This is a genomic window from Glutamicibacter sp. AOP5-A2-18 (genome assembly GCF_052446055.1).
Taxonomy (GTDB): domain Bacteria; phylum Actinomycetota; class Actinomycetes; order Actinomycetales; family Micrococcaceae; genus Glutamicibacter.
The window spans coordinates 2,134,916-2,158,585 of sequence record NZ_JBQSVW010000001.1 but is presented as its reverse complement, the minus strand read 5'-3'; the positions used below and the strand labels follow the sequence as shown (position 1 = coordinate 2,158,585).

Here is a 23,670-nt window from a genome sequence, read left to right as displayed (position 1 = left end):
CAGCCTCCTAAAGTTGATGGTTACTCAATAGAACCAGTTTGGGCTTCGACTTTATCCCTAAAATGGCCGTCTTTCGCTCACCGCGTAGTTGATGTGGACAAGGTCATAGCTGTCATCGGTGGCGCCGACCGGCGGAAAATGACAGGTATTCGAACACATTAACGATTAGAATGGAAGACAAGACGTTCTTTCTTATGTAGGTAGGAGACTATAGCCCAGTGGCTTCATCCGACAATTACAGCGCGCGACATCTCTCTGTCTTGGAAGGCCTGGAAGCGGTTCGTAAACGTCCAGGCATGTACATCGGTTCAACCGACTCCCGCGGGCTAATGCACTGCCTATGGGAAATTATCGACAACTCTGTTGACGAAGCTTTGGGCGGCTTCGGTCAGGCAATCAACGTAATCCTGCATGCCGACGGATCAGTCGAGGTCCATGACGATGGCCGAGGCATTCCTGTTGATGTGGAACCCAAAACTGGTCTGAGCGGTCTGGAAGTTGTCTTCACTAAACTTCACGCTGGCGGTAAATTCGGTGGTGGCTCCTACAGCGCTTCCGGTGGTTTGCACGGTGTTGGCGCTTCGGTCGTTAACGCGCTATCGGCGCGACTAGACGTTGAAGTTGATCGTGGTGGCAAGACCTACAGCTTGCAGTTCCGCCGTGGAGAGCCAGGCAAGTTCTCGGACAAGGGACGCAAGAAGGCTGAAGCTCCCTTTACGCCGCACGAAAAGGCCACGATTCCCGAGGTCATCGCCAAAGCTAAACGTGGTGTAACCGGAACTCGAATTCGGTACTGGGCAGATAACCACATCTTTACCCCGGACGCCAAGTTCTCTTATTCGGACCTGCAGGATCGTGCTCGCCAGACCTCATTCCTCGTGCCAGGATTGCGCATTACTCTCCGCGACGAGCGTGGCCTGCCTGGTACACCCGGCGCTGAGGGACCGCATGAGGAAGTGTTCCAACACGACGGTGGTATTAGCGAATTTGTTGACTACCTCAGCAGTGACTCTCCAGTTACTGATATCTGGCGTTTCCAAGGCAGTGGTTCATTCCACGAAAAAGTTCCAGTCATTGATGACAAGGGGCGCAGCCACATGGAAGACGTGCAACGAGTTTGCGAAGTGGACGTGGCCCTGCGCTGGGGGATTGGCTACGACACTTCGGTGCGCAGCTTCGTCAACATTATTGCCACTCCCAAGGGCGGTACTCACAGTGCCGGCCTAGAGCAGGCGTTGCTCAAATCTTTCCGCAAGAATGTTGAAGCTAACGCCCGCAAGCTCAAGTTTGGCCAGAAGGACAAGCTGGAGAAGGACGACGTTCTTGCTGGCATGACTGCAGTGCTTACTGTTCGTCTTGCGGAACCACAGTTTGAAGGGCAGACCAAAGAGATTCTGGGTACCCCCCAGGTGCGCCAGATTGTCACCAAGGTGGTTGAGAAAGCGCTCAACGAACGCCTGGGATCCAACAAACGCGCAGAAAAAGCAGAAGCAGCTACTTTGCTCGAAAAGGTAGTCAACGAGATGAAATCTCGTGTCTCTGCGCGTATGCACAAGGAAACCCAGCGTCGAAAGACCGCGCTGGAATCTTCGTCCCTACCAACCAAGCTGTTGGATTGCCGGAGTAAAGAGGTCGGCAAATCCGAGCTATTCATCGTTGAGGGCGACAGCGCATTGGGCACGGCTCGCTTGGCCAGATCAAGCGAGTATCAGGCTTTGCTTCCGATTCGAGGCAAGATCCTCAATGTGCAGAAGGCATCCATTTCAGACATGCTTTCGAATGCTGAATGCGCAGCCATGATTCAGGTCATCGGCGCCGGCTCGGGTCGAAGCTTTGACATTGAGCAGGCACGCTACGGAAAAATCATTTTGATGACGGATGCTGATGTTGACGGTGCGCACATCCGCACGCTGTTGCTCACTTTGTTCTATCGCTACATGCGTCCAATGATTGAGCATGGGCGCGTCTATGCGGCGGTTCCACCTCTGCACCGAATTGAAATCATCAATGCGGGATCCAAGCAGAACGAAGTGGTTTACACCTATTCGGAAGCGGAAATGAACCGTCTGCTTGCAAAGATCGAAAAAGAGGGTCGGCGTTACAAAGAGCCAATCCAGCGGTACAAGGGCTTGGGCGAGATGGACGCAGACCAGCTGGCAGAAACGACGATGGATCAGCGCCATCGGATGTTGCGCCGCGTTGGTATCGAACACGCGCAGGCCGCCGAGGAGGTCTTTGATCTGCTCATGGGCTCCGACGTCGCACCACGCAAGAAATTCATCATTGACGGTGCCGATGATTTGGAACGTGAACGTATCGACGTTTAGCGTTTAGAGCTCAAGAGTCCTTGGATGCAGTTCAATTGTCAACCGTATCCAAGGACTTTCTTGTTGCCTGCAAGTTCAGATTTGAAAGCTACCAAGCTAGCAGAGTTGGTGCGACTAACAAGATCGTGGGACAGGCTAGGAGCAGGACCGTGCTGGCAAGTACGAGGAATCGAGCGAGCTTGTTCAGGGCAGTTTCGGGTGAGAGTAGACGCTGCAGTCGGCGTGAGGAAACCTCACCGCCGGGCATTCCGACCAACTCAGCATTGGACGAGCTTTTGATCATAGAAGCATCATCAACGGCTGCCGCGGTGGCGACGGTAACGATGGCTTTGAGCAGAGTCTGACGGTTGACCTGTTCCAGAGCTTTATCGTCGGCCAGCATTTCGATCAATTGACGCACGGCTTCTAAAGCCAGCTTGGAGGTTGGAAGCCAGGGGAGTGCCTCATTCCAAGCGGTAAAGGCCAAGATGAGCAAGTCGTGTCGTTGGTCCAGATGTGATCGCTCGTGCGTGATTACAGCCTGTTGTTCCTCTGGCGTAAGTTGAGTCAGCAGCCCGCGTGAAAGGACAGTAACTGACCTCGAAATGCCCGGCACACAGTAGGCCACCGGCATGTCATGATCAATGACTAATGTGTTGGGTCGAGTCTCTGAAGGATTACTCAGCAGTCGAAGTAACTGACGGTGCTTTGCTCGTTGCCTTGAGGTCCGCCATGCTGCTCGGATGAGGGTGAGCACCAGGTGGAAGCCAAATAGGAAGGCTGTACTGAGCGCAAAGAGGTGCACAACGCCTGGATATTGCACTTGCGGGTCGCCCATAAGCAGTCGCCAGCCGGCGTGCAACGCAGAAATGAGATTGTCGCCTAGAGGGGATAGCCCCCAGACCAGCATGGAGCCGATCATCGAAAGGCCACCGCCCAAAGCGATTGCTTGCCATAGAAGAACGGCCTGCACCGGCGCGCGCGTGATCCATTTAGCTTTTGATAATGCCAACGGCGTCGGCCACGCCAATGCGATAGCCAACGCCGCTAGGAAATATGAGGTGAGAAGCACTCAGTCCCCGAAGTTTGTCTAAATTATGCGGACTTTACTGAGTCCAAGATAGCACGCAGAGAAGCTGCTTCATCTGCTGTTATGCCGCCAATGAAACGGGCTAGGACTGCTTCGCGGTCCTGCGCGGTGCCAAGAGCCTCGTTGAGCAAGCCAACGGTGTGGTCTTCGCGCGAGGAGCAAGCAGCATAGCGATGAGGGCGTGTGGAGCGTTCACGTTCCACGAGCCCTTTCTTTTCTAGGCGGGCAAGCACCGTGAGCACCGTAGTAACTGCGAGTTCCTTCGCATCGGCGCCAAGTGCCGCAAGATCATCGCGAAGGTCATTCGCGGTGAGCGGTTCTGCAGAGTCCCACAGAAGGTCCATGACGGAACGTTCCAGGTCGCCAAGGCTGGCCACTAGGTCTTACCTCACTTGCTTTTAGTTCTTTCGCTGAACATGTTGGCCCAAGGCCTAGGTGTACAGCTTGAAACACCAATTGTAGCGATTTTTGCGCTAGATTTCTACAACGCGTAAAAGAGTGGTGATTCGTGTTGGTGACTCAGTGGGCTACGCGCGCAGTCAGGATTTCCCGAGCTGCAAGTCGAGGGTTTGATTGGTTGATGCGGTCGTTTCTTGGATGTGCGATGGATCTCGGAATCTTGACTTCTACAAGCTGTCGAAATCGTCTATGGTGATACGTGAAGGCACTTCTACGGTTCGTAGAAAAAGTCTCCCGAGCTCCTACAAAGCGAAAATTGAGGAATCAATGGATGCATTGGAAATTGCCCGCTGGCAATTTGGCATAACCACGGTCTACCACTTTCTCATGGTGCCCTTAACGATCGGTTTAGGACTGACCGTCGCAGTATTGCAAACCATCTGGCACCGCACCGGCAATGAACACTGGCTGCGCATGACCAAATTCTGGGGCAAACTGTTCCTGATTAACTTCATCATGGGTGTGGCCACGGGTATCGTGCAAGAATTCCAGTTCGGCATGGCTTGGAGCGAATACAGCCGCTACGTTGGAGACGTTTTCGGCGCACCACTAGCTATGGAAGCGTTGCTGGCGTTCTTCGTCGAATCGACCTTCCTCGGACTATGGATCTTTGGCTGGAAGAAGTTGCCAAAGCTCGCGCACCTAGCCACCATCTGGTGCGCTTCGCTAGCGACCATGCTCTCGGCGTACTTTATTCTCGTAGCCAACTCTTGGATGCAGCACCCGGTAGGCACCAAGATCGTTGACGGACGCGCTGTCATGACCGACGCGTGGGCGGTCTTCACCAACAACACTGCCTTGATCACCTTCCCTCACACGCTCTTCGGTGCTTTTGCCGTGGCAGGCGGATTCCTACTGGGCATCTCTTGGTTCCACCTATACCGTCGCCGGAAAGAAGGAATCGATACCGTTGATTCCAACGGCTACGTCATCGTCGGCGAAGACTTGAGCAAGGGTAAGAACCGCGACAAGACCGATTACCAAGTGTGGATCAAATCGCTAAGGATCGGCGCCGGTATTGCGGTAGTGGCCTTCTTGGGCGTGGCCCTAACCGGCCACGAGCAAGCAAAACTAATGTTCGAGCAACAACCCATGAAGATGGCCTCGGCTGAAGCTGCGTGCCACGATGGCACCGGATTCTCCGTGCTTTCACTCGGTGACATCAACGCTCATGGAGCTACCGATTGCAACGATGTTGTAGCGGTCTTCGAAGTACCTGGCCTGTTGTCCTTCCTTGCTAACGGAGACTTCACTACCGAAGTAAAAGGCGTTAATACCCTGATTCCTGAATACCAGCAGAAGTACGGTGAGTACTACCCGGATGACGAGTCCTTCGGGCAGTACGCAGGTCAAAAGATCGACTACCTTCCAGTCATGGAAGTGACCTACTGGGGCTTCCGACTGATGATTACCTTCGGCGGTCTGTCCGCGGCCGCTGCTGCGCTGGCCCTCTGGATTACGCGCAAGGGCACGGTGCCCGAGAACAAATGGATTTCACGACTGGCTGTCTTGGGTATTGCGGCTCCTTTCGGTGCCAATGCCACTGGATGGATCTTTACCGAAATGGGACGCCAACCATTCACCGTGGCACCTAATCCGCAGATGGGTGGGGTTGACCAAGTCTTCATGTACACAGCTGCCTCGGTCTCTCCGACTGTCACTGCTGGAGAACTGCTCTTTTCACTCATCACCTTGACGTCGATTTATGCAGTCCTACTCGTTGTTGAACTGGTGCTGTTGACCAGATACATCCGGGGTGGGGTGGCCTCAGCAATGCCAGAACTCGACGCAACGGGTCACGATGATCATCCTGATTCTGACCACCACGACAACGACGACGTTTTGGCGTTCGCTTACTAGCGGCGCACTCAAAGGAGAAAACCATGGAATGGCTACCAACACTTTGGTTCATCGTCATTGCACTACTTTGGTGCGGCTATCTATTTCTTGAAGGATTCGATCTCGGGGTGGGCATGCTCATCGGTCTGGGTCGGCCTACCGAGAAAAGAAAACGACTGCTACTCAATACCATCGGACCGGTATGGGACGGGAACGAGGTGTGGCTACTAACCGCTGGTGGCGCGACGTTTGCTGCCTTCCCACATTGGTACGCATCGCTATTCTCAGCCTTGTACATTCCACTCACTGTGGTGTTGGTGGCACTGATCTTCCGTGCCGTGGCCATTGAATACCGCGGCAAGGCGATCACCGTGCCCACACGTAAGCTCTGGGATCTAGCCTTGGGAGTCGGATCGCTGGTGGCAGCTTTCGGTGTGGGAGCCCTGTTGGCTTCAACGACCATCGGCCTACCGCTGAACGAGAACGGAGACCGGATCGGCGGGGCCTTCGCGTGGCTTACCTGGCATGCCGTCCTGGGTGGTGTGGCAGTAGTTGCCTTCTGCTGGATTCATGCGCTGGCTTTCTTGCGTCTGAAAACTGACGGCCCGGTACGCCAAGAAGCAGGCAAACTAGTTGGACGCTGGCTATCAGTGGCCGTCCTTCCATTGCTGCTCTGGACGCTTTGGGTTCTGCTGAAGAACGAATCAGCATTCGCGTGGGCAGCCCTAGCGGTCGCCCTGATAGCGGTAGTGGTTGCACTGATAGCAGGTCGAGCAGGTAGAGAAGGTAGAGAAGGAATCTCCTTCCTGGCGCTGGGGATCATGTTATTAGCTGCGGTTGCTGCGATCTTCTTGGCTGCTTACCCAGTAGTTCTGCCGTCCACCATTGACTCGGCATTTGACCTTACCGTCGAGAATGCTTCAAGCACTGCGTACACATTAAAACTGATGAGCGTTGTTGCGGCGTTTGGTGTTCCTCTAGTAGTGGCATATCAAGCGTGGAGCTACTGGGTATTTCGCAAGCGGTTGCGCGAAGAACACATCCCAGAAACTCACCGCGTTACCTCGATCGTCAACTAACCATTTGCACAACCGAAAGTTGAGCTATGCCAGCCCCACGTTTTCTTCCTAGAGAACTGATCTCACCCCGGCAGTTCGCCTTGCTGACGTGCTTTTCTGTCATCAAGGCCGTGGGGCTGGTTCTTGTCGCCTATGCACTCGGGCGCTGGATTGCCACCATGGCACAAGGCGGGAACCCTGATATCAGCCTGCTATACGTGGCAGTAGCAGGTGCCGTGGTGCGAGCCTTGGCAGCGTGGGGACTGAACGTCGGGGCGCGGCGCATGGGACTGGGCGCCAAAGAACGAATGCGGATGAATCTGCTTGAATCCGAAGCAGCTCAGCCAACGATTGTTGCGGCCAAGCAGAATCCAATTCCCGTGGTCGCAACGCTTGCCAGTCACGGAATTGAAAAGCTAGACGACTACTTTACGAAATTCATTCCTGCGCTGATCGGCGCAGTAGCGGTCCCGCTGCTACTCGGCCTGTTCATTTTGAAAGTTGATTGGGTCAGCGCAGTCATTTTAATGCTGACGATTCCACTCATTCCTGTGTTCATGGCGCTGATCGGAATGCACACCCAAGATACCTTGGACCAGTCGCAAGCGGCCCTAGACCGTCTTGCAAGCCAACTGTATGAGCTGGCCCAGGGGCTTCCGGCGCTGATGGGACTAGGGCGTGCTCGAGCGCACGGCAACGCCATTGCCAAGGTTGGTGCCAAGTATCGCACCGCGACCATGGCGAATCTCAAGACCGTGTTTATGTCCAGCTTCTGGCTGGAGCTCATCTCGACACTTTCTGTCGCGGTGCTCGCAGTCTTTATCGGTGTCCGGCTCGTCAATGGTTCCATCGAGCTATCGGCGGGGCTGACCATCTTGATTTTGGCCCCCGAACTCTTCTCCGCTCTTCGGGAAGTTGGGTCTTCCTATCACGCGGCAGACGACGGACTAGCTGCCTACGGACGCTACGTGAAGCTCAACAGCTCCACTCCTACCGCCGGCATCAGACAGTCCACTCCACCAAGCGGCGACAACGTGCTTGAAATCGAAAACCTGAACCTGCGCTATGAGCAGGGTGCTTACGTCTACCAAGATTTTAGTCTCACCCTGGCTGCGGGGCAGCGCCACATCGTGGCTACACCCAGCGGTACCGGAAAAACGACCCTGCTCTCCCTCGTTGCTGAGGCCTACAGCAGTGACAACACCTTTGACCCCGAGCTGGTGCAGGGCAGCATCCGGTACTCAGGTTCAATGGCGGTAATCAGTCAGCATCCACGGTTTGACGCGAGCACTGGCGCCGAACAACTAGCCCAAGACGCGCCACTTGCCAGCCCGGCCATGATCTCCGAGTTGGCCAACCGTTTGTCGCTCACAGCCCTATTGGAGCGCAACATCTCCGAGTATTCACCGGGCGAATTACGCAGGCTAGAGGTCATGCGTGCGCTATTGCGCATCCACACCGATACTGAATGCAGGCTACTGCTGGCCGATGAACCTACGGCACATCTTGATCAGGGCAATGCGGCACAGGTCCGCCAGCTTCTCGAAGAGCTTCCCGAGCGTTGCGCCGTACTTATTGCCAGCCACGACCCACTGATCGATCAGACGCTGCGCACAAACCAGGGTGCTTCAGCACTGCCTGCACGGGTGCCAGAACAGCTCGAAACCACACAGCACAGCGACCAGAGCGAGCACTTCGCAGAAGTAACGACGCGATCCTTTACTCCTCGATCTGAGCTGCTGCGCCACTACCATAGCGCACCCAAGGCCGTGCTGTGGGGAACACTCAGCGTCCTATGCGCCGTAGCGCTAGCCGCACTGAGCGGCTGGCTCATCGTTGAAGCCAGCTACCAGCCACCCATCCTGCACTTGAGCGTCGCCTTTGTTATGGTTCGAGCGCTGGGAATTGGCAGGGCAGCATTCCGCTACCTGGAACAACTGGCAATTCACGACGCGGTGCTCGGCTACGCCGGTGACCTTCGCGAAAAAATGTGGAATGCCATGATTAAAGACCCCGCACGATGGGGCTTGTTCAGCCGTTCATCGGTGGTGTTGCGCTTCCTGCTAGCTGAGGTAGACGAACTGCGGGACCAGCTGGCACGGGTCCTGTTCCCGCCGCTCTCAGCAATTGCCTTGTGGGTCCTGGCCACGATCACCCTGTTCATCATCCAACCTGAATTCGGATGGGTAGCGCTAGTTGCTGGTTTGGCGCTGGCTTTCCCTGTCCGCTGGCTAGTAAAACGCGTGGAAGGCCAACAACTTGTTGAACAGATGAATCACCGTTTTGCTATGAACCAATCTGTGCTGAACGTCCTGCGTCATAAGTCGGCGCTGCGAATCAATCAGTCCCTTGAACCAGCGATTCAAACGCTGCATGCGGAACAACAAGCCAATACTCTTGCCGCACGTCGACACGCACTCGGGCAAGGCAGCGCATCGGCGCTCGCCGTATTGTTCAGCGTTGCGATGGCAGTTCTCGTCACCTCGCTCTCGCAGAGTTCAGCTTCCCTGACCGCTCTAGCAGTACTTCTGTGTCTTGCTCTGGGGGATAGCGCAGGCAATGCACTGCTGGCGGTGCAGCAGGGGCAGTCGCTCAAACAACTCACCAAACAACTTGAACGCCACGGTCTGACCAGCAATGAAGACCACAAGGCCGCAGAGGACAATCACGCCGAATCACTAAGCGGTGACGTCGTGGGCTTTGAACTGGACGCTGTGGGCTTGGGATATGGTGCTGGCCCGGACGTTGTCTCCGGGGTGGCAGCGAAAATTCCACAAGGTCAGTGGACAGCTATCACCGGTCCGTCTGGCTCAGGCAAGTCGACTCTACTGACGGCCTTACTCGGTGCGTTGCCGACTCGACGCGGTGCATTGAACGTAGTTGATGAGTACGGTCAGCGTCAGCCTATCGATCACGCGGATCTGTCATCGGTGGCATGGTGTCCTCAAGAAGCGCACCTCTTTGACTCGTCCATCCGTCGAAACCTGATGCTGGGCGTGCCCGAGGAGCAACAACGTACAGACGATCAGCTCATTGACGTCCTCAAACAGGTTAACCTGTACGACTGGTACCTGAAACAACCTTCCGGACTAGATACCAAAATTGGTTCCGGCGGGCATAACCTTTCGGGCGGACAGCGTTGCAAGCTGGCTGTGGCTAGGGCAATCCTAGGCGGGCACCAAGTTGTTCTGCTCGATGAGCCCACCGCTCATTTGGGTGTTGACGAAAGCGAAGAGCTAATGCGAACACTACGTGAGTCTTTAGCGACTCGCACCGTAGTGCTCATTACTCATGATGAACAATTGGCACAACACTGCGAGCAGCAAATAGACCTTGGCACCAAAGCGTTAATGCGCTGAAACAACTGGCTGAAACAATCAAAGGTGCCTTAGCGAATCGAAGTATCGATTCACTAAGGCACCTTCAGCGCATTTGTCTCAGGACTAGAGAATGACTCCGCCGTCGTCAAAAGGCAAAGTGTCTTCGCCCGGGGTGAAAGTTGGAGCAACCTTTGGCTGCTGCACTTCAACAGGAGAGTCCGGCTCGTCCTGTACAACTGGCGCAGGTTGTGCACCATTGACGCTTAATGTGCCGCCGAGAATGTTGATCGACTGTGCCAGCGGTGCACCTGATCCATCACGCTTTGCATACTCGGTTGGCAATGCACGAACGATGCCCGCAGTGGAGCTAGCTCGGGCCGGTCCCTGACCGGCAAAGCCAAGCTGCAAATGATCCTCGCCCTTAACAAATCGGTGCGCACGAACGCCCGCGGTGGCACGACCCTTTGAAGGGAATTCAGCAAACTCGGTCAGCTTCACGGACTGACCGGACGTCCCCGGCAAAGTCTGAGAACCGGCCGCGATGGTAGCCACAACAGTGTGCTCCGCGTTGGCCGGCACCACACCAAAGAAGATCACACGATCATTCTCGCTGAGCTTGATTCCGGCCATACCTCGGCCGGTCCGACCCTGTGGACGGACCGCGGAGGCTGAGAAGCGCAAGAGCTGGGCATCGCGAGTTAAGAAGACTAACTCGTCTTCTTCGCGTGCCACGGCAGCGGCGACAACGGCGTCGCCGTCCTTGAGTGTAATGGCCTCAAATTCATCACGGTTCAGCGGGTATTCAGGCGTAACTCGCTTGACCACGCCCTGTTGCGTTCCGATAGCAATCACTTCATTGAGCGGCACCAGCGCGATCGCCGTTTCACTCTTGGCGAGCTTGAGGAACTCAGTAACTGGCACACCCTGAGCCAACTGCGGGAAGCCATGGGATTCAGGCAGGGCTGGCACGTCGATTAGCGAAACACGAATGATTCGACCGGTGCTGGTCAGCGCTCCAATTTCACCGCGTGCGCTGGAAGGTACCTGGGATACCAACACGTCGTGCTTGATTCGCGCTGAGTTGAAGTCCACTTCGGTTCGATCGGCAGTACGTGCGATCTGTCCGGTGGCAGAAAGCAGAACCCAGCATGCACTATCAGAGATTTCCAAAGTGAGCTTGGCCTGCTTGCCGTTACCAACGGCCTCCGGAAGCGCGGTGCCCTTCAACGGGGCCAACTGTGCAGACTTGAGCAACTTGGTACGTCGAGGCGTTCCGAAGGTTTCCGCCATGGTGCCAAGCTCTTCGGAAACGAGGGAGCGCAGCAGCTGATCCGATGCCAAAATCGCGCGTAGCTGTTCGATTTCTTCGCGCAGCTGTTCAGCTTCGGTTTCCAATTCCAACTTGGAATACTTGGTCAGCTGGCGCAGACGCAGTTCCAAAATGTGGTTGGCTTGCGGCTCGCTGAGGTCAAAGACCGTCATCAGTCGTTGACGAGCTTCATTAGTCTGTTCCGATGAACGGATGATGGCGATGACATCGTCGATATCAACAATGGCAATCAACAAACCCTCAACCAGGTGCAAACGATCTTCGCGTTTTGCCAGACGATGAGTGGTACGACGGCGGACTACGTCCAGTCGGTGATCAACGTAAACAGTGAGCAGCTCGCGCAAACCCATGGTTCGCGGCTGGCCGTTGACCAATGCCACGTTGTTGATGCCGAAGGAATCTTCCATCGGTGTGTATTTGTAGAGACTTGCCAAAACTGCGTTGGGGTTAAAACCGTTTTTCAGTTCAATAACCAACTTGAGGCCATGGTGGCGGTCAGTCAGATCAACAACGTCGGAGATGCCAGAGATCTTCTTGTTGTTCACACCATCCTTGACCTTCTCGATGACCTTTTCCGGGCCCACACCGTAAGGAAGCTCGGTGACTACCAAGGCGGACTTACGGGCGGAAAGTTTTTCTAAAGCGACGGTGGCACGAGTGCGGAACAAGCCACGACCGGTACGGTAGGCATCCTTCACGCCGTCCAGACCAACGATGCTGCCACCGGATGGCAAGTCAGGGCCTGGAATGAACTTCATCAGTTCTTCAACGTTGGCTTCGGGCTCAACTAGCAAATGCTGGGCGGCGGCAATAACCTCACCCAAATTGTGTGGGGCCATGTTGGTGGCCATACCCACGGCAATGCCGGTGGTTCCGTTGACCAAAAGGTTAGGGAAGGCAGCAGGAAGAACCTCTGGCTGCATGAACTGATTGTCGTAGTTAGGGATGAAGTTCACGACGTCTTCATCCAAGTTGGCCGTCATTGCTACAGCAGAGGCGGCCAAGCGTGCTTCGGTGTAACGAGGTGCAGCCGGACCATCATCGAGAGAACCAAAGTTTCCGTGGCCATCAATCAAAGGAAGGCGCAGCGAGAAATCCTGGGCCAGACGAACCATCGCGTCGTAAATTGCGGCATCGCCGTGCGGGTGCAATTTACCCATGACTTCGCCGACCACGCGGGCAGACTTCACGTGACCCTTTTCAGGGCGCAAACCCATCTGCGCCATCTGGAACAGGATTCGGCGTTGGACTGGTTTGAGTCCATCGCGTGCGTCGGGTAGAGCACGTGAGTAAATCACCGAGTAGGCGTACTCCAAGAAGGAGGATTCCATTTCATTGGTCACGTCGATATCGACGATGTTCTCAACGAAATCCTCGGGAATCTCTTCAGACTTCTTTCGAGCCATTACTCTATTTGTCCTTCACATACTCTCTTGCGGCCTGAGCGGTCGATACTTCGTGTTGCGTCTGGGCACAACGCGAAGGTCACGACTATCCTAAGCCTATGGTGGATCGTAAACTTTCGGCGGCATATCCGGCACATTGGGAAGCTGATGTTGTGCTTCGCGATGGGACGACAGCGCATTTGCGGCCTATCACCCCGCGTGATGCGCAGGCGTTGCAGGAGATGCATAAGCATCAGTCTGAAACCTCGGTCTACCTACGCTATTTTACGTACAAGTCGTCGCTGACCCCTAAAGAGCTAGAGCGTTTCACCAACGTGGATCACACCAACCGTGTGGCATTCACTGTGGTGCGCGGTTCAAAGATTATCGGTGTTGGAAGATATGACCGTTTAGATAATCCGCGTGAAGCTGAAGTGGCGTTTAACGTCTCTGATGAATACCAAGGCACTGGTATCGGATCAATTCTGCTTGAACACCTCGCAGCGGCAGCCCGAGAAAAGGGCATTGAAAAGTTCGCTGCTGAAGTTTTGCCTGAGAACCGCAAGATGCTCACCGTCTTCTCTGAAGCCGGCTATGCGGTAGCTCGCCATTTTGAAGATGGCGTGGTGATGCTCGAATTCTCCATTAGTCCTACCGAGAAGTCACGAGAAGTCACGGAATCCCGTGAGCACCGTGCCGAAGCCAGCAGTGTGGCCGGGCTTCTGTCACCAGATTCCATTGCGATCGTTGGTGCTAGCCGGACGTGGGGAAAGCTTGGCCATGATGTTCTGGAACGACTTATCGAATCCAAATTCGCCGGCATCGTCTACGCGGTTAATGATGCAGCTTTGGAAGTCGGGGGACTAGTCTCTTACGGCAGGGTCAGCGAAATCCCGGGACCAGTGGATGTGGCGGTGCTCTGCATTCCACGCGAACGAGTATTGGAAACGATCAAAGACTGCGCCGCCCACGGTGTAAAGGCGCTCGTGATCATGTCGGCCGGATACGAATCCGCCGAAGGTCTTGGCGCCCAACGCGAGCTAGTAGCCCTGGCGCGCGCTAACGGGATGCGGGTTGTTGGGCCGGCCTCATTGGGCCTGATCAACACCGATCCTGCCGTGAACTTATACGCCTCGGGCAGCGCCGGCTCACCACAACCTGGCAACGTCGGCTTCTTTAGCCAGTCAGCAGCCATGGGAATGATTCTGCAGGGCGTAGCCATCCAGCAAGGAATCGGTGTCAGTAGCGCGATCTCAGCAGGCCTGCGTGCCGACGTTTCTGGCAATGACGCCATGCAATTCTTTGAAGACGACACACGTACCGATGTCGTTGCCATGTATCTTGAGTCCTTTGGTAATCCCCGTAAATTTGCTCGCATTGCCCGCAGGCTGGCGCGACGTAAACCAGTCGTCGTTGCCAAGACCGATGTGATGGGGCGCAGATTGCCACCGGGCCATTCGGTGCGAGTAGGACAGGCACCGGCCGGCGCAATGAACGCGATCTTGCGCCAATCAGGGGTGATCCGCGTTCGGTCCTCCGAAGAGCTACTCGACGTGTCCTCATTACTCTCAGTTTTCCCGCCACCTCAAGGGCCGAACGTTGCCGTCCTTTCGAACTCCATGACGATTGCCGAAGTGGTTTGCGATGTCGCAGAAACACGGAATCTGAATTCCGTGATCCATGGAGGCGAGCTCGATTACAGTGTGGGCCAATCTCGTGCCCTCCCGATGTTGCGCCGCAGAATTCAGCAGCTGATTGACGACCCTCAAGTGCACACTCTCGTGCTGGCACATTTGCCATATTCCGGATTGGAAACCTCTGCTGTTCTCAAGGTTGCTCGTGAATTCTTAGACCAACCCAAGCCTGTTTTGGCTCTCGTTCCTGGCTTGGCCGATACCAAAATTACCGGTGGGCTCAAACAAGGCGTGCCGTTGTACACCTCGCCCACCACAGCGATCGGTGCGCTAGCCAAGGCCTACGGTTATCAGCAATGGATCGACGTGCCCTATGAGGCCATCGAAGAGCCGGAAGGCATCGATGTTGACGGTGCCGCCGACTTCCTCAACGAACTGGGAAAATCCGTCTCGGGTTCCAACTTGTTAGAACTCACCGAATCTCAGGCGCAAAAGCTGCTTGGTTTCTACGGCATCGAAATTTTTGGATCTCGCGTGGTCAACACGGTTTCCGAGGCCATCAAAGCGGCCGATGAATTGGGCTGGCCGGTAGCACTGAAAGCCAATGATCCAGACTTGCGTCAGCGTCTAGATCTTGGCGGAGTACGGTTGAGCATTCCGGACCGTGCCAGCCTGGAATCCAATTTCACCCACATGAAGTTACTGATGAAAACCTACGGAGTGGATGCCCTTGAAGTTCAGAGCATGGCCCCGGCTGGTCAAGCTTGCGTGCTTAAGGCAGTGGAAGACCCGTTGCTTGGGCCCGTGATTTCCTTTGGCCTCAGTGGAGATCCGGTAAATCTCTTAGATGACTGGGCTCATGGGGTAGCGCCGCTGTCCGCTCACGATCTTGAACAACTCATTAGGCGTCCGCGAAGCAGCGTTCGGTTGTTGGGATATCAGGGGCTCGCCGCAGTGGACCTCGAAGCACTGAAGGACTTTATTACTCGCGTGTCTCTCTTCAAAGACAATCACCCCGAAATCACGGTGGCAAAGTTTGCGCCCATCTCGGTGTCAGCAGATTCGCTGAGCGTCTTGTCGGTGAATATTCAGATCAGCAATGCTGAGCAACGAATTGATAGCGTCCGCCGGGCGTTACGAAGCTGAGCGCAATCGCCCAACGTGAATTGACCTCGTCAACTGAGTAGAATCGAGTTATGAGTTCTCCAACATATTCGACTGCTCCTGGCGCTGAGCTTCAAGACGATCTGGTTCGTGCAGGTTTTTACCCGCAGATGGTCCAGGATGTACTTGCTGAAGCAATGATGAATCAGCCAGTGCTTGACCACTATGTTCATCTGGAAACTCATTTCGACAACACTGAAGTTCATCGACACATTACGGTCATGGTGATGAGTGAAAAAGTTCTGTTTATCTTGCATGTTGATGACCAGCAGCTCGATGATCATGGCAAAGATGTCATGGCTCAGGTTTCGGTCGAAATGATTGCACTTGCACGCATTGCATCGGTCGCAACCAGCTTCGTGTACCATCAGCCGCAGCACTATTCGGCAGCGGATCCAGTCAAGGAACTGACCTTCGGAATGTCGTGGGGTGGCACCAAACGCATCGATCTGGCTCCCGCTGATTGCGGTGACCCACAATGCGAGGCCGACCACGGTTTGAACGGTACTTCACAACCAGAGGACTTAGTGATTCGGGTGAGCGCTGAAGCTGATGGGCAACGTGCGGTCAACAAGGCGCGCGAATTTGCTGTCCGACTACGTTTGGCTACGATCTCTTGAGCCATAATGACGAGGTAAATGTGTCTGAACTTGCGGTCCCATCAACCAAAATTCCTGATGCACCGAAGTACGGGCAAGCCACCCTCTCAGAGATCCTGCCCTCTGCGGCTACGGCCTTGGGAGTACCGGGATTCGCCAACGCTTTGGGCTTGAAAAAGACCAAGCGCGTTGTAGTGATCATGGTGGACGGTTTGGGTTGGAACCAGCTCAAGAGCCACACAGGGCATGCACCCTTCTTGCGATCTTTATTTGCCGATGGGCAAAAATTGGGCACCGGTTTTCCCTCAACCACTGCAACTTCCCTGAGTAGCTTGGCCACCGGTGTCACTCCAGGGGAGCACGGCATGCTCGGATACGATGTGGTGGATCCGGCGCAACGTCGAGTAGTCAACCAACTAGGTGGCTGGCCGGCAGACCTGAATCCGGAAGCTTGGCAAACTCAGCCAACCGTATTCCAAAAAGTAGCCGAACACGGCGTACACGTGGCCACGGTTTCAATCCCAATGTTCGCCAAATCAGCATTGACCCGTGCCTCTCTGCGCGGTCCTGTGTTTGTCGCAGCGAACCAGCCAATGGCACGAGCCAAAGCCACCCACAACGTATTCGATTCACATCGTAGTGCGCTGGTCTACACCTACTTCAACGAGCTAGATAAGACGGGTCATAAGTTCGGTGTTGACTCCAGTCAGTGGCGAGACACCCTTGAGGAACTCGACTACGTCATCAAGTCGCTGGTGTCTCGACTGCCTGAAGAAACCACGGTGCTGATTACTGGGGACCATGGAATGGTCGACGTTCCCGAATCGCAGCGCATCGACTACAGCCAGTACCCAGAACTTGTTGAGGGAGTGGAGCTAACCAGCGGTGAACCTCGCGGGGCACAACTAACCTTTGCCGTCGAAACAGACGAGGCAGGCAGGCAACGAGTCAAAAATGCCTGGCACAAAGAATTTGGTACCAAAGCTTGGATCATGACACGCCAAGAAGCGGTGGAACGTGGTTACTTTGGCCCGATCACCGATGAGCACCAGGCACGTCTGGGAGATCTGATGATCCTAGCGGCAGAGTCAATAGCCTTTTACGACGGTCGTCGGGTTGCTCCGATGGCTTTCGACATGGTGGGACAGCACGGTTCGCTCACAGCGGGGGAGCGCTTCGTTCCGCTGTTAGTGCACCGAACCAAATAAGAATTTGATAAAAAATATGCGATTGGGGTAGCACCAGAAGGTGCTACCCCAATCGCATATTGTCCCTCTACTGAGGGCTAAGAATCTGTATCCTTCTTGCGCTTGCCAAACATGATGTCGTCCCAGCTAGGAACCGACGAACGCTTGGCCTTGCGAGGTGCAGAGTCATCGTTCTGCTCGGACTGCTTCTCGTCAGCGTCAGAATCATCATGATCTGAATCGGTCACAACCATTAGCTGAGAAGTGCGAGGCGAGATACCCTGCGGAAGGTTCGGCAACGAGTCATCTTCTTCCGCATCGTACTTGCTCATGCCACGCTCAATGATGTCGTTGAAGCGTGACTCGCGCTCAGGATCCTGATCCTTGGGGCGCTGTCCACGACGAGCGTTGAGGAGAGTTACCAATTCCTCGGTCTCGTCAGCTTCAGGAGCGTTGGATGCTGGTGGCTCAGGCTCAGCCTGGCTTACCGCAGCGACCGGGCGGAAGTAGTCAGGAGCTACTTGCTCGCTCAAGGTCTGTGCCCAGCGGTTGAGGTTCTTCAAAGATTTGCGTGCTGGGGAGAACGACCAGCGGGCAACGTTTCCAGCGACACTCTGCGCATCGGTACCGAGGGATTCAACGTTGTCGCTAGGCAACGGAGAATCAAATTCAACGGTAATGATCCACTGACCCTCAGGATCTTTCCAAGAGTTCCAGCGCGCAGAATCGCTGTCGATGTGCAACTGGTTAAAACGGTGCACAACCATCGAGCCCAAGTCTGCTGGTTCTTCACCAAAGACTTCGCGGTATTCAGCATCGGTCTGTGGACCGGACACCTCTACACGACGAGCGAGTTCAGCCATGTGCTCACGTTCAGCGAGTACAGGGCCCTCATACTTAACGATGTCCTCGACTGGGATGTCCCATTCGAGCGACAGATCATAGGCAGAAGCACCGGCGCGAACTCGCGCCTGAATTTCACGCGGCGAGTGGACAGAGGATTCCTCACGGTTCCTTGGAGCCCGCGAACGGGCTATTTCTGCCATTGCACTGCGCAGTGCATCGTCAACGGGGAGCTCGTAGCTCATCCCGTCGTCACTGCTGACCTGCAGGCTGGAACCATTTTCATGAATTCCTACCAGTCTCAGCTGACGCATTAATACCCTCCACACGCTCTATTTCCTGAGTAAAACTCTGCCACCTTGAAGCCTGAATTCCTACCACCGCCCCGGGTGTGGCGCAAGAATAGTCATCAACTTCACGTCTTATTTCGTGTTCCTTCAGCCTGTGGCATACCAAGTAGCCCGAGGGAATGGATTTTGCGTAAAAACGTTATACTTCTATGCCGGTATGAGTTTTCACCCAGTGATGCTGCCGGCATGGACGAAACACCTGCAGGAAAGAGCAAAAAACGATCATGACATTTGAATCTGCTGCACCAACGATGCTCTCAGAAGAGGACCGCGCCAAGGAAATTGCATCGCTCAAGGCCGGTAAGACTGTCGAGATGGCGAACCTCATCGATGAATCGGAAACCTCTTTGGCTGAGGACTTCGTTTTGCCTGGTGGAGAGACGGCTCAAGAAGAAGCAAGCATCGAGGTCATGGCCGAGCAAGCTGACGAGTTCACTTGTGCATCCTGCTTCATGGTTCGACATCGCACTCTGCTCGCTCGTGAAGACAACGGGCAGAAATTCTGCAGCGAGTGCGAAGGATAGATCCCCAACACTTTTGCTAAGCGTTGAGGATCTAAGGGTGCTACGTAGAGCTACGGGTCAGTGCTTCCAATAGGTAGGGAAGGACTACTGGTCTTCGTTGACCTCGTGAGCCTTTTCTAGTTTCTCGGCTTCGAGTTTTCCTTCTTCGGTGAATTCGTACATAACGCCGGAGAGGGCCGCGGCCAGTTCTTCGGGGCGGCGAGTAGAGATCAGCCAGTACGGGGTGGTGTCACGTTCGTCGGTGACTTCCATCTTCACAACGCCGTCGAGCCAGCCTCGAAGCACCATATAGGCCAGCCCATGAAGCTTCTGTCCACGCTGCTTAAACGCATCGTTGCCGCGGTAGCCGGTGACTTCACCGATGAACTCTCGTTCAATGCTGGCTCGACCAGCCGAGACGGTGCTTTCGGTAACTTCGATTGCCGGTACGCGCACGAGGAAAATCACTACCAGGGCGATCAGGAAAGCAACTCCAACGCTCCACCCAAGAATGACGTTGATTGGCGCCACCGCAACACCGGCAGTTATGGCAATAATGATTGGCCAAATCCAGGTGCTGGCTGAAGGCCAGAGTTTTTCGGTGTACAGAACGCGCGAAGCCTCAGGGCTGGTATTACTCATGATTCCAAGTTTAGGCAATATTTCTTTGAACGAGGACAGCGCCGGTGTGGACAGCTCATTCTAAGTTCTGCGCGATAGAGTTAAGCCAAAGAAACAAGCGAACCACCAAGTCACAAAACACCCCGGGGGACTACCAAACCGATGAGTGAGCCAACAATCTCGATTGCCATCAAGATGCTCGATAGTGAACTGCCCGTTCCGAGCTACTCGCATCCTTCAGATGCAGGCGCTGACTTGCACGCCCGCGAAGGTGCAGTGCTTGAACCGGGTGAACGTGCCTTGGTGCGAACCGGTATCGCTCTGGCAATTCCTCACGGGTACGTCGGACTCGTGCACCCGCGAAGCGGCCTCGCTACCAAGCACGGAATCACAGTGGTCAATGCACCGGGTACTGTTGATGCTGGCTACCGTGGTGAGATCATGGTCACTCTGCTAAATACAGATAAGGCTGAATCCTTCACTATCAACCGAGGCGATCGCATCGCCCAGCTGGTTATTCAGAAAGTTGAGCAGGCGGCCTTCACGCCTGTCGATTCACTGGAGGAGACCGCACGAGGAGCCGGCGGCTTTGGATCTACTGGCGGATTCAACGCCTAACAAAGACCAGCGGACAGTAAGCCCAGATTTTTAAGGACACCATGATTTTCAAGCGTAAAAAATCCAAAGAGCAGGAACCGGCCGTCGAATCCAACGACGTCGCTACTGAAACTTCTGAAACCACTGAATCCTCTGAGCCTAATGAGCCTAAAGCCGGCCCATTCGACATTAATGATGTTGAGAACACGGACGAGTATCTAGACTTCGGGTCGATTCTTATCAAGCCGGTAAGCGGTTTGAAGGTGCGCATGGACGTTGAAGAGTCCAACCAGCGTGTGATCGCAGTGTCGCTGGAAGTTGCTGAGTCGCGCGTCCAGCTGATGGCTTTCTCTTCCTCCAAGTCGCAGTCGCTGTGGCCTGGCATCAAAGACAAAATCAAGAGTGACATCACCGCCCAAAATGGTGAGATCTTTAAGCGCGACGGTGCCTACGGTGAAGAACTGCTGGCGCGCGTTCCACAGCAACTACCCGATGGCCGTGACGGTCATGTAGCGCTACGTTTTGTCGGCATCGACGGACCTCGCTGGTTCCTGCGTGCAGTCATCGGTGGCAGCGCAATTTCTGATGAAGAAGCAGCCCAAACCGTCGAAAACGTCCTGCGCGATGTCATCGTGAACCGTGGCGACAAGCCACTGCCTCCGGCCGAATTGTTGCCACTGAACGTGCCAGCGAATGCGCAGACCCGCCCGGTAGGCGAGGAAGCAGAACCAGAGCTAAAGCGTCCCGAACGCGGCCCTGAGATCACCCAGATTGGCTAGAGATGGCGCTCAACGGTAAGCCCGTTACCCCGCAACTGGGGCCAGCGGATCCGACACTGGACTACTTGTGCTTGGATAACCTGGCCCAGTTGCCGGTCAAGGGCAGAGTGAAGCACACCGGTTACGTTCAATCGGTGAGTTACTCGCCTTCAAATCAGGCACCGTTGCTCAAGGCCGTGGTGGTGGACAAGCTAGGCAGCGTTGCTGCCCGTCGAGGCACCGTCGCGCACGTGAGACTGGTGTTTATGGGACAAAAATCTGTTCCTGGCATCAAGCCTGGGGTGAAGGTGCAGTATTCGGGAATGGTCGCGCCCGTAGAGCAAGTCCCGACGATTTTTAATCCGCGCTACATCATCGTTCCTGTCGCCCGAGGGTAACCGGAGCAAGTTTCCGCCACGCGGGGCAGCATCAGTGCTGTTGAACCAATGGAAGTGAGCAGGATGCACAACGAGGACTCAGAGCAGCAGGAGCAACCTGCGCCTGCGCCAAACCAGCAACAAAGTTTTGCCGCGATGATCGGCGCAAATTCGAAAATTGCTCAGAACGCAGATGGCGGAATCGACCTGCTGTCCACCGTGGGTGGTGTGCGTGGCATCTTAGAAACCGTCGTGCCAGGTTTTGTATTCATCATGGTTTTTGCGCTGAGCTCCAACTTGACCTGGGCTCTGATCTCTTCGATTGGCCTTGGCGTGATCTTCATGGTCATCCGCATGACCAAACGCTCTAGCCTGGTCCAGTCGGTGTCCGGCCTGATCGGAATCTTGATTTGTGCCTTTGCCGCTCGCAATTCCGGTAATGCCAAGGACTACTACATTCCCGGCTTCTACACCTCTGGCGCCTACCTGCTGGGCCTAATCATTTCCGTGGTCATCCGTTGGCCACTGATCGGATTGTTGTTCGGCTTCATTCGCAATGAAGGCGTCGAATGGCGCAAGAAGGCCGATCGCCTGCGTCGCTACCAGATTGCCACGTGGATCGTGATTGCGGTGTTTGCCGCACGCCTAGCGGTGCAGCTACCGATGTACTACACCGACCACGTTGTGGCCTTGGGGCTAGCCCGTGCACTAATGGGTGTACCCCTGTATGCAGCCGGTCTGTGGTTCGCCTGGTTACTTTCCAAACCAGCCGAGACCACAAACGTTGCCGCCCAAGATCCGACCGTAGGTTAGCGGGTCGCGTCGCGCAAGGTGCGGCGCAGTAGAGGTTCTGCTTGTGGGGTGGTGATGAAGAAGATTTCATCGCCACCCTCAACTACATCGTCGGCACTTGGTGGGAACGGCGTCTTATCACGTACTACAGCCATCAAGGTGGTGTCCTGCGGCCAACTAATGCGACCGATAGCGCGGCCAATGAGCGCAGAATCATGCGGAACCGTGAACTCGACCATGTAGACCTCACCGGTCTTCAAAGTCAGCAGACGCACCAAGTCACCAACTTCCACCGCTTCCTCGACCAGAGCAGTCATCAATCGCGGAGTGCTCACCGCGACGTCAACGCCCCATGCGTCATCAAACATCCACTCATTTTTAGGATTATTGACGCGTCCGACGGTACGACGAATTCCGAACTCACTCTTAGCCAGCAGTGAGACCACTAGGTTGACCTTGTCATCACCACTGGCAGAGACTACAACGTCATAGTCCTCAAGATGAGCTTGTTGCAACACGGCAAGCTCGCAAGCATCGCCAATTAACCACTTGACGCCTTCAAGATCTTCGCGCTGTGCCATCTCTGGCTGGATGTCGATCAGCAAAACTTCGTGACCGTTGATCACAAGCTCTCGGGCGATAGAGGAACCGACTGAGCCGGCTCCGGCAATCATGACCTTCATGGAATGCCTCTCAATTAGTCGTTGGACAGGGGAGCAGGTGGGCTTGCAAGAATCTTTTCGACGTCCTTGCTCTGATCCAGACGCATCATCACGTGGACCAAATCGCCACCCTGCAATCGCGTGCGGTTTTGCGGGATCGTTCCCTCGCCAAAGCGAGTCAGATAGGCGACACGAACCCCAGAAGCTGCTTCTAAGTCCTTAACGAGTCGTCCGTACCAACCTCGATTCAGCGCCACTTCTGAGAGCACTAATCGGCCCGAAGGCTCGCGGTAGTCACCACGCATCGAGTAGTCCGGCAGGATGCGTCGTAATACCTGGTCGGTACTCCAACGCACAGCGGCCACCGTAGGGATACCCAAACGCTGATAGATTTCGGCGCGTCCTGGGTCATAAATGCGAGCGACTACATGTGGCACGTTGTAGGTTTCGCGGGCTACACGGGTAGCAAGAATGTTGGAATTATCACCGCTAGATACAGCGGCAAAAGCATACGCGCCATCAATTTTGGCTGCTTGTAATGTGTCGCGGTCAAAACCGCGTCCGGTGACAGTAAAACCAGAGAAGTCTGTACTCAATCGGCGGAAGGCATGAGCATCCTGATCAATGATGGCTACTGAATGCCCCGCTGAATCCAGTGTATGGGCCAACGAAACGCCGACGCGTCCGCACCCCATGATCACAAAATGTGCCACCGAGAACTCCTTGGATTGCTGCTTGTGGTGATTGACCGGCGCACCGCCTAAGTGTGCTCCGAATGCAACAATAGCGCTGTTCG

The 23,670-nt window shown here is 55.0% G+C and carries 19 protein-coding genes; 12 read left to right on the top strand and 7 right to left on the bottom strand.

All coding sequences use genetic code 11. From position 1 onward, the window contains the following. Positions 1–218 precede the first annotated feature (218 nt). Positions 219–2,327, top strand: a complete 2,109-nt coding sequence (locus ACT3RW_RS10300) for a DNA gyrase/topoisomerase IV subunit B (RefSeq protein ID WP_131088525.1) — start codon at positions 219–221, stop codon at positions 2,325–2,327. An 88-nt stretch (positions 2,328–2,415) separates the two neighbouring features. Here the strand turns inward: ACT3RW_RS10300 and ACT3RW_RS10295 are convergent, their stop codons facing one another. Next, entirely contained in the window at positions 2,416–3,378 is a 963-nt protein-coding gene (locus ACT3RW_RS10295; RefSeq protein WP_131088524.1) for a M56 family metallopeptidase, read from the bottom strand. Positions 3,379–3,401: 23 nt separating this feature from the next. Continuing rightward, complete coding sequence (locus ACT3RW_RS10290; protein WP_131088523.1) at positions 3,402–3,773, bottom strand: BlaI/MecI/CopY family transcriptional regulator; 372 nt, start codon at positions 3,771–3,773, stop codon at positions 3,402–3,404. 349 nt (positions 3,774–4,122) lie between these two features. On the opposite strand from ACT3RW_RS10290, the gene ACT3RW_RS10285 reads away from it, so the two are divergent. The 3 genes from ACT3RW_RS10285 to cydC are packed head-to-tail and all read left to right on the top strand — an operon-like array spanning position 4,123 to position 10,111. Next, entirely contained in the window at positions 4,123–5,715 is a 1,593-nt protein-coding gene (locus tag ACT3RW_RS10285; RefSeq protein WP_131088522.1) for a cytochrome ubiquinol oxidase subunit I, read from the top strand. A 23-nt stretch (positions 5,716–5,738) separates the two neighbouring features. Further along, entirely contained in the window at positions 5,739–6,773 is a 1,035-nt protein-coding gene (gene cydB / locus ACT3RW_RS10280) for a cytochrome d ubiquinol oxidase subunit II (protein WP_444613668.1), read from the top strand. A gap of 26 nt (positions 6,774–6,799) precedes the next feature. Further along, the gene (gene cydC, locus ACT3RW_RS10275; RefSeq protein ID WP_444613667.1) at positions 6,800–10,111 is read left to right on the top strand and encodes a thiol reductant ABC exporter subunit CydC; all 3,312 of its coding nucleotides are present in this window, start codon (positions 6,800–6,802) and stop codon (positions 10,109–10,111) included. An 84-nt stretch (positions 10,112–10,195) separates the two neighbouring features. Here the strand turns inward: cydC and ACT3RW_RS10270 are convergent, their stop codons facing one another. Beyond that, positions 10,196–12,808, bottom strand: a complete 2,613-nt coding sequence (locus ACT3RW_RS10270; RefSeq protein ID WP_444613666.1) for a DNA gyrase/topoisomerase IV subunit A — start codon at positions 12,806–12,808, stop codon at positions 10,196–10,198. Between the two features lie 98 nt (positions 12,809–12,906). On the opposite strand from ACT3RW_RS10270, the gene ACT3RW_RS10265 reads away from it, so the two are divergent. Genes ACT3RW_RS10265 through ACT3RW_RS10255 form a run of 3 tightly spaced genes read left to right on the top strand, consistent with a single transcriptional unit; the run spans position 12,907 to position 17,392 of the window. Then, positions 12,907–15,567, top strand: coding sequence for a bifunctional acetate--CoA ligase family protein/GNAT family N-acetyltransferase (locus ACT3RW_RS10265; protein ID WP_444613665.1), 2,661 nt, complete (start codon positions 12,907–12,909; stop codon positions 15,565–15,567). A gap of 50 nt (positions 15,568–15,617) precedes the next feature. Further along, positions 15,618–16,205: a DUF5998 family protein gene (locus ACT3RW_RS10260; RefSeq protein WP_131088517.1), complete on the top strand. Its 588-nt coding sequence runs from the start codon at positions 15,618–15,620 to the stop codon at positions 16,203–16,205. Positions 16,206–16,225: 20 nt separating this feature from the next. Then, positions 16,226–17,392, top strand: coding sequence for an alkaline phosphatase family protein (locus tag ACT3RW_RS10255; RefSeq protein ID WP_131088516.1), 1,167 nt, complete (start codon positions 16,226–16,228; stop codon positions 17,390–17,392). A 77-nt stretch (positions 17,393–17,469) separates the two neighbouring features. Here ACT3RW_RS10255 and sepH read toward each other — a convergent pair whose 3' ends face one another. Continuing rightward, on the bottom strand, positions 17,470–18,528 hold the full coding sequence (gene sepH / locus ACT3RW_RS10250; protein WP_444613664.1) for a septation protein SepH: 1,059 nt from the start codon (positions 18,526–18,528) through the stop codon (positions 17,470–17,472). Positions 18,529–18,788: 260 nt separating this feature from the next. Between sepH and ACT3RW_RS10245 the strand changes: the two genes are divergently transcribed. Continuing rightward, positions 18,789–19,088, top strand: a complete 300-nt coding sequence (locus ACT3RW_RS10245) for a DUF4193 family protein (RefSeq protein WP_131088514.1) — start codon at positions 18,789–18,791, stop codon at positions 19,086–19,088. Between the two features lie 84 nt (positions 19,089–19,172). Here the strand turns inward: ACT3RW_RS10245 and ACT3RW_RS10240 are convergent, their stop codons facing one another. After that, complete coding sequence (locus ACT3RW_RS10240) at positions 19,173–19,709, bottom strand: DUF3093 domain-containing protein (protein ID WP_444613663.1); 537 nt, start codon at positions 19,707–19,709, stop codon at positions 19,173–19,175. 141 nt (positions 19,710–19,850) lie between these two features. Between ACT3RW_RS10240 and dut the strand changes: the two genes are divergently transcribed. The 4 genes from dut to ACT3RW_RS10220 all read left to right on the top strand — a co-directional run bounded on the left by dut (position 19,851) and on the right by ACT3RW_RS10220 (position 22,233). After that, on the top strand, positions 19,851–20,306 hold the full coding sequence (dut, locus tag ACT3RW_RS10235; protein ID WP_131088512.1) for a dUTP diphosphatase: 456 nt from the start codon (positions 19,851–19,853) through the stop codon (positions 20,304–20,306). A 41-nt stretch (positions 20,307–20,347) separates the two neighbouring features. After that, positions 20,348–21,064, top strand: coding sequence for a DUF3710 domain-containing protein (locus ACT3RW_RS10230; protein WP_131088511.1), 717 nt, complete (start codon positions 20,348–20,350; stop codon positions 21,062–21,064). A 2-nt stretch (positions 21,065–21,066) separates the two neighbouring features. Further along, a complete protein-coding gene (locus tag ACT3RW_RS10225; protein WP_444613662.1) occupies positions 21,067–21,441 on the top strand; it encodes a hypothetical protein in 375 nt (124 codons plus the stop codon). Positions 21,442–21,504: 63 nt separating this feature from the next. Continuing rightward, positions 21,505–22,233, top strand: a complete 729-nt coding sequence (locus tag ACT3RW_RS10220; RefSeq protein WP_262197471.1) for a DUF3159 domain-containing protein — start codon at positions 21,505–21,507, stop codon at positions 22,231–22,233. Here ACT3RW_RS10220 and ACT3RW_RS10215 read toward each other — a convergent pair. After that, positions 22,230–22,895, bottom strand: coding sequence for a potassium channel family protein (locus tag ACT3RW_RS10215; RefSeq protein ID WP_131088508.1), 666 nt, complete (start codon positions 22,893–22,895; stop codon positions 22,230–22,232). The genes ACT3RW_RS10220 and ACT3RW_RS10215 overlap by 4 nt on opposite strands. Positions 22,896–22,909: 14 nt before the next feature. Further along, on the bottom strand, positions 22,910–23,587 hold the full coding sequence (locus ACT3RW_RS10210; protein WP_262197473.1) for a potassium channel family protein: 678 nt from the start codon (positions 23,585–23,587) through the stop codon (positions 22,910–22,912). Positions 23,588–23,670: the final 83 nt, after the last annotated feature.